This window comes from Clostridium sp. CM037, from assembly GCF_055081095.1.
This window is the reverse complement of sequence record NZ_JBSJEN010000002.1, coordinates 85658-100304: the sequence shown is the minus strand read 5'-3', so window position 1 is coordinate 100304 and position 14647 is coordinate 85658. Positions and strand designations below refer to the sequence as shown.

Annotated in this window: 12 protein-coding genes; all 12 read right to left on the bottom strand. The window is 28.0% G+C overall.

All coding sequences use genetic code 11. From position 1 onward, the window contains the following. Window positions 1-82: 82 nt before the first annotated feature. The 12 genes from ACWJKP_RS20490 to ACWJKP_RS20435 all read right to left on the bottom strand — a co-directional run bounded on the left by ACWJKP_RS20490 (window position 83) and on the right by ACWJKP_RS20435 (window position 14537). On the bottom strand, window positions 83-1543 hold the full coding sequence (locus ACWJKP_RS20490) for an IS1182 family transposase (RefSeq protein ID WP_224578778.1): 1461 nt from the start codon (window positions 1541-1543) through the stop codon (window positions 83-85). Window positions 1544-1707: 164 nt separating this feature from the next. Then, window positions 1708-1926 (bottom strand): hypothetical protein, encoded by a 219-nt coding sequence (locus ACWJKP_RS20485; RefSeq protein WP_462961704.1) that lies wholly within the window; start codon window positions 1924-1926, stop codon window positions 1708-1710. Between the two features lie 129 nt (window positions 1927-2055). Beyond that, on the bottom strand, window positions 2056-2619 hold the full coding sequence (locus ACWJKP_RS20480) for a tyrosine-type recombinase/integrase (protein ID WP_462961703.1): 564 nt from the start codon (window positions 2617-2619) through the stop codon (window positions 2056-2058). 520 nt (window positions 2620-3139) lie between these two features. Further along, entirely contained in the window at window positions 3140-3538 is a 399-nt protein-coding gene (locus ACWJKP_RS20475) for a hypothetical protein (RefSeq protein WP_462961702.1), read from the bottom strand. Window positions 3539-4064: 526 nt separating this feature from the next. After that, complete coding sequence (locus tag ACWJKP_RS20470; protein WP_462961701.1) at window positions 4065-5036, bottom strand: alpha/beta fold hydrolase; 972 nt, start codon at window positions 5034-5036, stop codon at window positions 4065-4067. 410 nt (window positions 5037-5446) lie between these two features. After that, window positions 5447-6136: an ABC transporter ATP-binding protein gene (locus tag ACWJKP_RS20465; RefSeq protein ID WP_462961700.1), complete on the bottom strand. Its 690-nt coding sequence runs from the start codon at window positions 6134-6136 to the stop codon at window positions 5447-5449. 13 nt (window positions 6137-6149) lie between these two features. Next, on the bottom strand, window positions 6150-8645 hold the full coding sequence (locus ACWJKP_RS20460) for an ABC transporter permease (protein WP_462961699.1): 2496 nt from the start codon (window positions 8643-8645) through the stop codon (window positions 6150-6152). Window positions 8646-8863: 218 nt separating this feature from the next. Beyond that, window positions 8864-9559, bottom strand: a complete 696-nt coding sequence (locus tag ACWJKP_RS20455) for a thioesterase II family protein (RefSeq protein ID WP_462961698.1) — start codon at window positions 9557-9559, stop codon at window positions 8864-8866. 502 nt (window positions 9560-10061) lie between these two features. After that, window positions 10062-11984, bottom strand: a complete 1923-nt coding sequence (locus ACWJKP_RS20450) for an FtsX-like permease family protein (RefSeq protein ID WP_462961697.1) — start codon at window positions 11982-11984, stop codon at window positions 10062-10064. After that, the gene (locus ACWJKP_RS20445; protein WP_462961696.1) at window positions 11971-12735 is read right to left on the bottom strand and encodes an ABC transporter ATP-binding protein; all 765 of its coding nucleotides are present in this window, start codon (window positions 12733-12735) and stop codon (window positions 11971-11973) included. The genes ACWJKP_RS20450 and ACWJKP_RS20445 overlap by 14 nt, the downstream gene beginning before the upstream one ends. 91 nt (window positions 12736-12826) lie before the next feature. Continuing rightward, window positions 12827-13858: an ATP-binding protein gene (locus ACWJKP_RS20440; RefSeq protein WP_462961695.1), complete on the bottom strand. Its 1032-nt coding sequence runs from the start codon at window positions 13856-13858 to the stop codon at window positions 12827-12829. Beyond that, the gene (locus tag ACWJKP_RS20435) at window positions 13845-14537 is read right to left on the bottom strand and encodes a response regulator transcription factor (RefSeq protein WP_462961694.1); all 693 of its coding nucleotides are present in this window, start codon (window positions 14535-14537) and stop codon (window positions 13845-13847) included. The genes ACWJKP_RS20440 and ACWJKP_RS20435 overlap by 14 nt, the downstream gene beginning before the upstream one ends. Between the last annotated feature and the right edge of the window lie 110 nt (window positions 14538-14647).

The following is a 14647-nucleotide window of genomic DNA, read 5'->3' as shown; positions in this document are numbered from 1 at the left end:
ACAGAAAAAACATGAAATACCCATATTTTTGGATGTTTCATGCTTTTTCTTTTTATATTTTTATATTTAAGTTAAAAAAGCCTTATTTCATGCCTTTCAACTTGATTATTCTCTTTAGATTCACAGTGAAGATTGATAACGCACCTTGCATTTGCATGCTAATTAAACCTGACGATGTTGCTACATCATAGCCATGCTGGTGCTTAAGTTCACTGTTTTTAGCCTCTATCATATAACGTTCTCTAGCACGTTTTTTAAAATACTCACTTTTTTCGAACTCTATTTGATCTTTGTGAGTATTTGACTTTATTGAAACCGAATAAGTTTTAGATTTAGCACCTTCTTTATAGCACCCATCTTTATGAACACAATTTTTACACTTTTCTACATTAAAATAGTAAGTTAGCACTTGATTTTTACCAACATTCTTCTTTCCCTGTTTTGCTTTTTTAATAGCCATATGGCCTGCCGGACATACAAATAAACCAGCATCTTTATTAAACTCAAATTCATCTTCTTTTTTTCGCATTCCTTGTGAAATTACAGGATTTAGTCTTGAAATTAATACAATTTTATTTTCTTTTGTATATTTTAAGTTTTTCATTTCAGAATAAGCTGTATCTCCAATTACTTCATTAACATCTATACCAGCCTCACGGCTTTTTTCTATTAAGGCTATGAGCTCCTTTCCATCACTTTTTTCGCCAGTTGTAATAACAGCTGCTGTAATTAAACGTTCTTCACTCATAGCAAGGTGTGATTTATATCCAAAAAAAGAACTATCTTCAGTTTTATGCCCCACTTTTGCATCCTCATCTTTTGATAGTTTTAGATTTTCTAAGTCATCATTAATAGCTTCCATTAAGTAGTTTAATTTAGTTTTCACAGCTGGATTTGCTGCAGTTTCTGGCTTCTCGTTTATGCTATCAATTAATAATTTGCAGTACTCAAGAATATCTTCAAGTACTCCAGTTGTAACTTTATTAGGTAACTCTTCTTTAATACCAGGATGTACTCCATACAATGTTTTTCTTAAGTTTTTTGCACGTTTCAATAATTCTTCGCTTGCTGACTTTTGGTTATAACGTGACTTGGTATGCGTAGCATCAACTATTATTGCTTTACTTTTTAAAACTCCCTCTTTTATAGCAAGTTCTACAGTCTTGTTTATTAATAAATCCAATAAATTCATGTCTTTAAGGCGAAGCTTTCTAAATTTAGTTAATGTACTTGAGTTTATTAAATTTGTTTCTTCTGGGGCTAAATTTAGAAAATATTTAAAGGACATATCATAAAGAGTTCTTTCAACAACATCTTCATCAGACAATTCATATATTACTTTCAAAAGTAAATATTTAAATAGCATTATGGGGTTAATAGCACCTCTACCCATAGATGAACTATAGTTAACCACCAATTCATCATAAACAAATGAAAAGTCAACAAGGTCATTAATTTGCTTTAAAATGTTATCTTCCGGAATAATTAACGAATATAAGCTATGGTATGTATTTATTTTTATTTCCAATTGTCCTTTTAGCATAATAGTATAGCCCCTTTTATTTTAGTCTACTATACTAATTCGACATATCTTTTAAAATTCCTTTTTGTTTTTAGTCTTTTACATAAAAAAAATCGCCATCTTTAATTCGATGACGATTTTTCATATAGTTTTTCAGTGGCCTCGTAAGATACCAGAGGTTTTTATTATTTAACTGATTTTAATTTCGTAATATCTTTCCAGTTACTTGCCGTTATAGATTCAACCTTATTTAAATTTTCTGTAATATCATCTAATCGGTTAAGTGCTGTATTTCTAAATTCTGTTAAGTCTGCGGTTTGTTCTACTACATTATCTAATTTTTTTTCAATCCTTATTTGACCTTCTAATAGTTTGTTTAATAAAGATTCTATTTCCTTATCCATATCATCACCTCATTTTTATATTATATCATTATAAATTACAACTTAATATTTAAAAATATTATTTGTTTTATTTTAGTTAAATTTAACTAAATGCTTAACAAGCATTATAAATCAATACTTTATAGCCTTCTACAATAGTTGTATATGATTATTTAAAGCCTTTTCTATTGTTTCTGTACCAATATTAATATATTTTTGTGTGGTTTTCAAGTCAGAGTGTTGAAGTAATTCCTTTACCAATGCCACATTATAGTTATTATTTATATATATCTGTGTAGCAAAATACTTTCGGAAACTATGGGTGCTTATATTTTGCAATTCTAAATACTGTGTGACAAGTTTTAATTGCTTCTGTACTGCTCTAACGGTTATATCAAATATTTTTGAAGTTGACTTGATGCTATTCTCTAAAGTATACATTTTTATATAATTATATATCTCCTTGGGAACGGTAAAGGTTCTTTTCTTATCTGTCTTATCCTCGATAATGTTTAATCTATATCTATCTCCATCCTTAATAATATCATTTAATCTTAAAGATAATATATCTCCAATCCTTAACCCTAAATTAGCTTGAATTACTAATATGGTTGCAATTCTATTATTACCTCGAAATTCTTTATCTTCACTTTTAAATCCTTGCTTCATAACTTCTATTATATTTTTATATTGCTCGGTTGTTAATGCTACCATTTAATACCACCCAATTTCTGTAATTTATTTATTAGCCATTAATATAATTATAGAATAAGTTCGTGTTTTGTCAACTGTAAGTTCGTCTTATATACAAATTCAGTGTTATGCCTTTTCAAGCCTAGGAATATAGCTAAAGTTCGCTTTATGGGTGAAACACGAACTTTTATAAAATTCAAAAAATTAGGTTAGCAGATAATATAAAAGTATGGTCTAAAATAAGTACCTCCTTAAATAATTAAATCAATCTTAGCCATTATTACCACCACAAGCAGTAACCCCAGAGAAATTATTCTCTGGGGTTACTATCAAACTACATGATACACTTATTGTATTAAAGGGTTCGTTTGCGGCATGCCTCAAACAAACATCAATAGCAGAAATTTCTGCTATTTTCTTACTATGGGGTAGTAATCGCAAATCGTAAATTTACCACGTTAAGACACCTATTACCAAAATGGCGATGGAATTAGTGGACTATTAAATATACCCTTGTTAATTTGATGTTTTTTCAAAGATTTTATTTATAGCTAATAAATACTTCTTTCTTTTTTGTTATAAAAAAGGCCAGAAGAAGAGGTAATATTAAAGTTGTTAAAATGTTAGCTGAAAAACCTTCAATTAATATATGTATAATAATATTAGCTATTACACAAGTGAAATACAAATAAATACCTAACCTGTTTTTAGTAAGAATTAATACAATTGAGAATATTCCAATTACAGATAAAATTACAGATAATTTCATAAATAAATATGAAGGTATTGTAATTCCATGTTCTTTAAATTCATTACTAAGAGCAGAACCTTTTAATAATATAAATGAATAACAAGCTATACAAACAGAATATGCCATCAATAATATAACTGAAACAGTAATAATATGTCCGCCTACTTTATTCTTAGAATTAATGTTCAACCAAATCATCCCCTTTATTAAATTTAATTCCAATATTTCTTATTTCTTTAATGATAATGTGGTGAAAAACGTTGACATATATCCTCCATTCTGCCGCCAACTCTTTTAGGATATGTAATTTTGAATGTTAGTAAAACAAAAGACTGACACATGCCAATATTTTTGTATACCGAGATGCAACCTCTTGGCATATATATTTTATTTAAGAATTATACCTCAATTGTAAATAGAACAGGTTGCTTTTAGATTTACAATTGAGTTTTTATGAGATTAAGCTCTTTACTTATAGTTATGTCGCAATTTTTTTAGTAGTGTGAATCAAATCCTACCTTTTTCATTTTTAAGGAATATTTTTATAATATATTTTAGAGTAATTAAAACACCGATATATTCAAAGTATTTTCTGAATATATCAGTGTTTTGGTAATATATGTCTTAACGTATAAAATCCGCGTTTTGCGGTTACTACCCCAGTATCTAAACGACCTTTAAAATCCACTACCCCACCTTTCTTTTCTTAAGAATATTAATTATCATATTTGCCTAAAAACTCTCGAGTTTCTTTCACAATCTCTTTTGATTTCGTATAAAAAATATAATGTCTTCCTTCTATAGCAGAATAACTAAATTTATTATACTCCTTAAATTCATCTAAATTCCCCTTCATTATATTTGTATATTTTTCATTATGTATGTCTTTCATAGATCTAATTGCAATAAATTTAAGTATTGGCAAATCCTTTGACATTTTAGTTTTATTCACTGTTTCACAATTCTTTAATATCATATTAACTTCATTTTTCATAGTTTTGTTAAATGTATTTTGAACTCCCATTTTTACTAAATTATTTTTATCCTCTTCTGAAAAACAAGCTTCATCTTTGTAAATGTTATTATAGTATATCCTATCAATACCTAAAAAATTTCCTACAGTAGCTGCCATATATAGCTTTTTACCCATGGGTAAATCAATTTTATCCGCTTCTTCTAGACATGCCTTAACTAATGTTGTATCCATCATAACTATTGCTTCAACTTCTTTTGGATAAACTTCTGCATAATACTGAGCGTATATCCCTGATATAGAGTGAGGCATAAGTATATATGGTCCATCTATATTTGCTTGCTTCAATGCCGTTCTGGTTTCAGCAACAATATTTTCTACGCTACGTTCCTTTGAAGTTTCATCACTAAATCCATAACCAAAGGGTTCTACAACCACTACTTTAAAGTCTTTTTTAAATTCTTTAATTAAAGGTTTAAAATCAATTGAAGGTGCAACACTTCCTAAACCCGGCATTAAAACGATTGTTTTCTTTCCTTCACCCTCAGAATATACGTGAATTTTTTTACCATCAACCTCAACTAATGTACCTAAAGGATTAACATCGTCCTTTTCTAGATATTTTCGAACTTGACCTACTGTAGACATAATTATTAACAATGCTAATATCACAATAAGAATGTTTTTTAATATCTTTAGTGTCTTTTTAATCATTATTATCACCTTCTTCATAGACCATCTTCACATAATTATTACTTATGAAAGAATAGAATAAAATCATTGTTATTGAATATAAGCATAGCGAAATTATTAACTCGGTATTTAATAACATTTCTTTGGGGGGATAGGCAAAAGCACCCTAATAGCGGTTAGAACCTCAGTTGATATACATTCTTAAAAACTTTCGCAATAGTTTACATAAAAACGCCCCCCCTTACAATCTTTGACAATTACCTTGTCTCAATTATTAGAAAGAGCAATTTCTATTCTGTTTACACGAAAGCTATTTACAGGCCTGATTTGTTAACACCTATTTTTAGAATCTCCTTAACATATGAACCAGTTTAGTAAAATTACTCTCCATTTTCTTAATTATATTTTCCTCAAGTATTCTTTTACACTACTTATTCCACAAGTTCCTCCCTATCTACTATTTCTCCATCTCTTAACTTTATAATAGATGTACCATATTTTGCTGCTTCTGCTGAGTGAGTTACCTGTATTAATGTTTTTCCGTACTTTTTGTTTATTTTTTTAAATAGCTTCATTATATCTGTTCCAGTTTTTGAATCAAGGTTTCCAATCGGTTCATCCAAGAATATTATTTCAGGTTCAAAAATTAAGGCTCTTGCTATAGCAACCCTCTGTTGCTGTCCTCCCGATAATTCCCTGGGAGTAAGCTTCCTCTTATCTTGCATACCAATTACGTCTAATATTTCATGAAGTTTTTTATTATAATCCTTAAGTTTTTTGCCATCTAATATTATTGGGAGCAATATATTATCTTCTACGCTTAGATTTGGCACTAGATTATAAAATTGAAATACAAATCCCATCTTATTTCTTCTCATCCAACTTATTTCTTTTTTCTTTATTTTACTAATATCTTTTCCTTCTATGCTTACGGTTCCTGAAGTTGGTTTATCTAATCCTCCTAATAGATATAAGAGGGTCGACTTACCACCCCCAGATGGTCCCATAATTGAGATAAACTCCCCCTTTTTAACGTTAAAGTTTATATCTTTTAGCACCTCGACACTTTCTTTTCCTACTTTAAAAGATTTATTTAAATTATTAACTTCAATTATATCCATAGTACTTCCCCCTTTATTCATACTTTAACTCATTTATTATTGATAATTTATTGCTCTTTAGCAATATAGGCAATGATCCTAATACTATTAATACTAAAGATGCTACTGCATATATTGGCACAGCTTTAATATCTAAAACTATAAGCATTGGCATTTCCATTGCGGTCATAGTTTTAGTCAATAATGACAGTCCTAAATAACTATAAGGAATAGCTATTACTACTGACCAAATTACTGACAATATTGACTCCGTAAGTAGCATTCCATTTCTAGCACCATCTGACATTCCTACTGAGCTTAAAACAGCAAACTCTCCCTTCCTTTGTAAAAACCCAATTGTAATATTGTTAAGTACACCCAATGCCGCTATAAAAATTGCTAAATATGAAAACATACTTAAAACAGTAACTATAATTTTATTTGTATCCATATTTTGATCTTGCTGTTCTTCCTTAGTAGTTGCAGTTGCGCCAAATTCCTTAACAACGGTCTTTAACTCCTTTTTAACATCAGCTGGTGATGTAGTAGTTTTAAATACTATTTTATCAGCCTCTTCAATATTAAATTCTTTACTCATTGCATCATTCTTTATTAATATAACTTTACCCTGATTATATGATTTTCCATCTATTGATCCTATTATTTTAAGATTCTTTTTTATGTCATTTACTTCAATTGTAATTTTATCTCCTACATTTACATTCAGTTCTCTTTTAAGCTTGTCAGTTATAATAATTTCGCTATCTGTAGATTTATCAAACTTTTTATACATCTCACTATATTTATTACTATCTAATTCTAAATATTTATTATAGTTCATATATTTTTTGCTATCTACCCCTTCAAGACCAATCGTTATATCTTTGTTAGCGCTGCCATACCCCTGTTTAACTATTTGAATGCTATCCTTATTCACATTTTTATTTTCTCTTATTTTAGAAATTAGTTTATCTGTTACACTTTCACCCGGAATTCCAGATACACCTTGAATTCCGGTTACAGAAACATCAAAATTCATATGTTTATATGTCCCAGCTACCTGCTCCCCCATACTTGTGCCTATGGATGTAATCATAAATATTGACAGCATGGAAATTATTATAAGTGTAATATTTCCCATAATCACCTTTGATGTTCTTAAATTATTAAGAGCAAATACTATGACCTTACTTTTCCCTCTAAACGTTTTGTACAATACAATAGTTACTACATCTATTACCTTAGGATACGTAAATACAAGCCCTATTGTAGATACTATTATTAATATACCACTTATTGAATTGACCCAAGCAGCATCTATAGAATTTATAAATATTGTAGCTACTAATATAGTAGACCCAATGATGAATCTTACCCATCCTATATGTTTTGGTATATTCACATTGTTTAGTATAACTTCCTTTACTTCTAATTTCCTTATTTTTATTATTGGCACTAAAGCTGATATGCAAGAGAATACTATTGCAAATATAGCTCCTAATACAAAATATATTGGATTTACTGAAAGTCTTTCAATTATTCCATAATCCTTTAATGGTGATATAATATAATTAATTAAATACAACCCCCAATATCCAAGAATATTACCAAAAATCGCTCCTATTATTCCATAGGCTATACTCTCTAAAATAAGTATCTTTTCTACAGTCCAGTTTGTTGCACCTTGACTTATAAATGTACCTATTACATGTAGCCGCTCAGTTATAGTTAATCTAAATGAACCATATATAATTATTGAACTCATAAATAATACTATTACTAACATTGCATATAATATTTGAGTAATGGGTGCCATTTCCTTTTCAATAGATGCTACATCAAAAAGTTCCTTGGCTTCAAATTGTGTATTGTTATCATTAAACTTCTTTACACTGTCTTTTAGATTATCTAATGTCTTATTTGCTGTTACATAATTATATTTTCCTTCTACTTTATATTGCTTTGCTATGTATTTATAAGGAACTATTATTTGATATGAAGTTTTATTATCCTTATAGAAAACTGCCTTATTCGAACTTATGGCTACAACTTTATACTTTTTATTCTCTCCTGCTATGATTAATTCTAATTCATCATTTATCTTTAAGTTTTTTTTCTCAGATGTTCTTTTTGAAATTATACACTTTTCTCCAGTGAAATCATTTAAATTGCCTTCAATTAAATTATCCTTGTTTATGTTTTTATTTTCCTTACCTCTAATGGTTACATTATTTATTTCATCACCATTAGTTATTGCTGATAAATCAATCTCACCGCTTATGTTTTTAACCCCAGATTCCTTTATATCTTTCGTCTTAATGAATGTCTCAGCTTCCTTAGATGATATAATTATTTCTTTTCCCTCAAAAGATTCAGTCATTGGTTTTTCAAAACTACTAATTGCTATTTTAACTGTTCCTGACACCGTTACTAATATTCCTGTACTAATAGCTATAGCCAAAACCAACAAGCAAAATCTAGCTTTCTTTTCTAACATGCTTTTGGCTATATATTTAAAAAATATTCTCACATCATTTCCCCCTACTTAATAAAATTATATTGTTTTCCGAATAAAAAAATCGTCCTACTATCATTCATGAAATATGCATATTCTATACGATAACCTCAAGTTATTCCACCTCCTCCATCACAGATTAATATATATTTGAGCATCCTTGCGATAGCTTAAATTGTAACAAACTATTTTTTCATAACTCGTAGCACTCTTACTTCTTGCCTTTTTATATCTTACTCTTCCAATAACGTATATTTAATAATATTTGTTATGTTTTTAACATTATCACCTATAAAAAAATGATCTCCATTCAGTGTATATATCTTGGCTTTTTTACAAGTATGCCTCTGCCATTCAATTATCTCCTCTAATTTTAATGTATCTTTATCACCATTTAATATTGAGATATTACATGCAATTTTATTTTCATTTTGTTTATATTTATATGTTTCTAATATTTTAAAGTCATTCTTAATTATAGGTAAAAACAAATCAAATAATTCTTTATTATTAATAATTTCTTCTGGTGTACCTCCCAATTCTATTATCTTTTTCATAAATTCATAATCTGGTAAATTATAAGTTATATCTCTTTCTTTAACAATGTTCGGTGCCCCATATCCAGAAAAAAATATGTGTTTTGGTTGCCTCTTACCCATTTTTTCTATTTTATAGTATAGTTCATACGCTAAAAGGCTTCCCATACTATGTCCATAAATAGCATAATCATAATTATCAATTACATCTTTAATAATATTATATATATCATCAATTTCTTCACGCATATTTTCATAGAAAGGCATATCATATTTTTTTCCTCTCCCATTTAATTCTATAGGATATAATTTTATTGATGGTTCTAAATAATTTCTCCATTTGTAGTACATTATTTCTGAACCACCAGCATAAGGTAAACAAAACAAAATCATATTAATCTCCTTCGTTTTATATCTAGTGCTAAGGGCCTTTAAGCCCTTACAGCATCTAATTTTTACATTGAATAAATATACTTAATATATTACTTGAATATACTAATGCATTTCATATATGGCAGAAAACACGCCCTATACTCAATTTGGTATTATTATAGTTACTATCATTATACACACTGTATTTATAGTATTTCTATCAACCGCAATATACCCTCACCCATCGCAAACTGACACATAAACCGTACTAATTTTTCTTTATCATTTGCATCCCTCAATTGGTTAACTAGTGCTGCTGTTCGAAATAACCTCCTTTTTTTCTCAGAACAATCGCAAGTCATACTGCATATACCACTAGCTCCATATAACACTAAATTCTTTAGCTTATGGTTAAAATATCAGATATCCCACTTTCCGCATTCTCTTATTTTATTTACAGCTATATACATATTTCCAAATACACTGTAAAGCTTACTAATATAAGCATTAAATATAAGAGATTTTATTTATAAACCATTTTTATATACTTCTTACTTATTCTTATATAAAATATCATAGTAACAAATGTAAACAGTCCTATCCCAATCAATGTTTGCAATGTAAATTTCACATTCAATAGCTGCTCTACCATAACCATAGCAACTACACTATGAATTATCCCTACAGTAGTGGGTAGAAGAAATTCGATTCCCACTTGAATGTAAACGGTTTTTCCTACCTCTTTTTTGCTCATACCTATTTTTTCAAGTATCTTATATTCTTCCTTATCCATTAATGCATTACTCAATATTTTGAAATATAAAGTGCTAAAAATAGCAAGTATAAAAACCATAGACATAAATAGTCCTACAAATGAGAAAATTCCCAGTGCATAATATTCCCAAACATATTCTGTTATATGAGGAAAAGTATTTTCAAATTTACCCGGTACAATTTCTGCAATTTTCTTAACAAGCTCATCACTATCTTTTTCATTTGTGATTTTAACTCCATTTAGAGTTATTTCTGTCATATCTGTTTTTAGTTTTTGGTATTCACTATCAAGTAAAACATAAATATTTCTATTACCTAAGTTAGGTATATTCCCTGTAAAAGATACCTTTTTATCTTCTTTGATCTTATATATATTGTCATTAAGCTTTACTTCTTCACCTTTTACAGAAAAAGGTGTTGCTATTGTATTAGCATTTAACATGAATGTAGCTTCATTTTCTTTTGGTTTAATTTTATATAATATATTTTCTCTATTTTCATACTTCAAGTTTTCTAAAGTCTTTTCAATTTGTGAGTAACTGGTAACAATCGCTTGATTTTTATAGTCAATTTTTTTATCCTTGCTTAAATATTCAGTAGTACCTATAAAAAATTTCATTTCATTAATATAAGTTAATTCATGTTCTGTTTCTCCAATAAGTTTTAAGACATTATCTTTAGTTCTTACATCGTTACTTATATAACTAAAGCTATAAGGCGACTCCATAATAACATTATCATCAGCGAAGCTCTTAAATGATAAGCTAATACTCAGTGCAGTAACTGCTGACGCTACTAACATAGCTGTCATTGCTAAAGTCCTATAATTTGACTTTAGTCTAAAAAAAATATTGCTTATACAAACAATTATTCCATTTTTGTAAAGCACATTTTTATTTCTTATTAATTTACTAAGAATAATAGTTAGACAGCTTCCAAATAATAAATATGTACCTAGGCATACCATTATAAGAGTTGACATTGAAGCAATTAATAAATCAAATTCTTGTTTTCTTATATTTATTCCAATAATGTATCCTACTGTAATTAATATAACTCCTAAAATAGCTGTCGGATAATTTAATTTTGGTATAGAACTATTTTTTTTGGTAGCATTAAGCATATTAATTAATTGACTTTTCTTTACTACAATGTAATTTTTAAAACTTAGAATCATGAAAATAATAAAAAAAACTATGACAATATTTACTATTCCTCTAAGTGAAACATTGAATGGGATTTCTGTGTTTAAAAGCATTGCTTTGCCTAATAACATAAAAAAAAGCTTAGAGAATACTATCCCTATAGATAATCCTACAATTAAAGATACTATTCCTAATAAAGTGCTTTCAATGGCAAAGACCTTTCCTATTTTGGAAGAACTTATTCCCATAAGCATATACAAACCAGTTTCTTTTTGTCGTTGTTTTAGAAAAAAATCATTTGAATACCACATAAAAAATATGACTGTACAAATTAATATAAATCCACATGTCATACTAACGATAGAGGTGGCTTGTAATTGTTTGGATAAATGTGCATATGTATCATTATATCTCATAGCTACAAAATTATAATATGTAGCTACAGTTACCACAATAACCATTAAATAAAGCTTATATATTTTAAAATTATTTTTTAAAAGCTTTACTGCTAATTTAAAGCAACTCATCACACGTACCTCCCATAACGGCAATCATATTTAATATTTTCTTAAAAAGCTCTTTCTTATTTCCGTCACTATCCAATCTACCATTAATTTTTCCGTCTTTTAAAAACATAATCCTGCTGCAATAACTTGCTGCCACTGCGTCGTGAGTTACCATAACAATAGTTGTCTGTAATTCTTTGTTAATACGTTTAAAGCACTCTAAGACTTCTGAAGATACCTTAGAATCAAGTGCTCCTGTTGGTTCATCTGCAAAAATAATCTTTGGCGAGTTAATTAATGCTCTACAAATAGCCGACCTTTGTTTCTGTCCTCCAGATAATTGGTAAGGATATTTATCTAACTTCTGAGTAATTCCCATTATCTTTGCAATCTCATCTATTTTTTTTAAGATAATATCTACCTTTACATTATTTAAAGTAAGAGGTAAAGCAATATTATCTCTTATAGTCATATTGTCCAGCAAATTGAAATCTTGAAAAACAAATCCAATAAGATCCCTTCTTAATTTAACTATTTCTTTTTCTTTAACCATTGTAATATCAATTCCATCTAGCCTTATATTTCCTAAAGTAGCTTTATCAATGGTAGACATAATATTTAATAAAGTTGTCTTTCCAGATCCAGAAGGTCCCATTATACCAAGAAATTCACCTTTACTAATTTCCAAGTTTACTTCTTTTAATGCCTTAAATACTCCACTTTTTTCACCATACTCCTTAGTTACATCTACAACTTCAACTATATTTCTCAATATTAACACCCTCTTTAAATTTATTAAATTTTCGCATTTTTTAAAGTTGATATACTTATTGTTATAATATTACAATAAGTATATTTTGATTTTATGTTTTTGCAATATTATAATAATCAGATAATTTATGAAGAGTTATAGTAAATTCTGTATATTTGTCCTTTTCACTTTTCACATCAATTCCAAAACTCAGATTTCCCGCAATTTTTTTCACATAATATAATCCCATACCAGTAGATTTTGTAATGCTTCTTCCATTGCTGCCTATAAACCCTTTATCAAATATTCTATTTATATCTTCCTTAGGAATACCCATTCCATTATCCTTTATATGTATATAATAAGCACATTCATCCTCTTTTGTAATAATACTTACTTGTCCATTATTACGTGTATATTTGCTACTATTATTAAGAATTTGACTTATTATATAGTGAAACCATTTTTTGTCACTTACAATAGTAATTTCGTCAATTTTTATGTCTATTGTAATGCTTTTATTTATAAAAAATAAAGCATTATCTTTAATTGCACTTTTTATTTCCGTAGACACATCGAATTCTTCTACGATGAAATCTTTATTATAATGATTTGCTCTCGTTACATAAAGAACTTGATTTACTCTAAATTTAATTTGCTCCATTTGATAATATAGTTTATTAACAGGTTCACATTCTACTTCCGTTTCTATATCTTCAATCAACAAATCACATATTGATATATTTCCCTTTATATCATGTACCCATTGAGTAATATCTTCTTGTATGCAATTTATTGTTTCTTTATAACCACCTTCTATTTGATTAAATTGCTTACATTGACTTTCCGAAACCTTAAATAACGTATTTAAATAGAAATCTTCTTCATAATTATGTTTATCTTGAATATTTTTTATATTTGATATATTTTTCAAAATATTACTATACTTTTTTTTGTGTGTTTTATAGCCATAAGTTATAAATGACAGCTCTATAATTAGTATAAGACTATCCATATATAAGACATCGTTTAAACTTTTATTTATAATTACACTACTAATTACAATGGAGTTAATAATTATTACTATAATTATAGAACTTATAATCCATAACTTATTTATCTTTGCATAATCACTTATACTCATATAAAATATATCCTATTCCCTTTTTAGTATTTATATAATCCTTGGCACCTATATCTTCAATCTTTTTCCTTAGCCTAGTTATATTTACAGTAAGAGTATTTTCATTGACATATATATCATCATTCCATAGTTGTTTCATTAACTTCACTCTAGAAACAACCTTCCCCTTATTTTCAATTAGAGTTTTTAGAATTTTGAACTCATTTTTTGTAAGCACTAAACTTTCATTTCCGTAATGAACATTCATATTATTTATATTAAGAATCAAATTATTATATTCTATAACCTGATTTGCAACTGTGCTATATTCATAAGCACGTCTAATAATTGCCTGTAATTTTGATACTAATACATTGCTATCAAAGGGTTTTTGTATATAATCATCACCACCATTATTAACCGCCATAATGATATCCATACTACTATCTCTTGATGAAACAAAAACAACTGGAACGCTTGATATTTCTCTTATTTTTTTACACCAGTAAAAACCATCAAATGCTGGGATATTAATATCCATAAGTACAATATGAGGTTCTGTTTCTATGAATATTTTTACAATATTATCAAAATCTTCACATATAAATACGTTAAAACCCCACTTTGATAGTATCGTTTTTACTACTTCAGCCATATCTATATCATCTTCTATAATAAGTATCTTATATATAGTGCTCATAACATTCACCTACTAAATTAGTTTATTTTTTACACACATTATATCATACTTATAATATAATAATCTTGAAATAGCAACGCTTTGCTGTCGTCCTCCTAAAAATGACCTTG

Excerpts from the sequence above, each read along its gene's own strand:
- ACWJKP_RS20480 (WP_462961703.1), bottom strand. The coding sequence starts at position 2,619 with ATGGTAGCATTAACAACCGAGCAATATAAAAATATAATAGAAGTTATG.
- ACWJKP_RS20450 (WP_462961697.1), bottom strand. The coding sequence starts at position 11,984 with ATGAGTTGCTTTAAATTAGCAGTAAAGCTTTTAAAAAATAATTTTAAA.
- ACWJKP_RS20455 (WP_462961698.1), bottom strand. The coding sequence starts at position 9,559 with ATGATTTTGTTTTGTTTACCTTATGCTGGTGGTTCAGAAATAATGTAC.
- ACWJKP_RS20440 (WP_462961695.1), bottom strand. The coding sequence starts at position 13,858 with ATGAGTATAAGTGATTATGCAAAGATAAATAAGTTATGGATTATAAGT.
- ACWJKP_RS20470 (WP_462961701.1), bottom strand. The coding sequence starts at position 5,036 with ATGATTAAAAAGACACTAAAGATATTAAAAAACATTCTTATTGTGATA.
- ACWJKP_RS20465 (WP_462961700.1), bottom strand. The coding sequence starts at position 6,136 with ATGGATATAATTGAAGTTAATAATTTAAATAAATCTTTTAAAGTAGGA.
- ACWJKP_RS20435 (WP_462961694.1), bottom strand. The coding sequence starts at position 14,537 with ATGAGCACTATATATAAGATACTTATTATAGAAGATGATATAGATATG.
- ACWJKP_RS20485 (WP_462961704.1), bottom strand. The coding sequence starts at position 1,926 with ATGGATAAGGAAATAGAATCTTTATTAAACAAACTATTAGAAGGTCAA.
- ACWJKP_RS20490 (WP_224578778.1), bottom strand. The coding sequence starts at position 1,543 with ATGCTAAAAGGACAATTGGAAATAAAAATAAATACATACCATAGCTTA.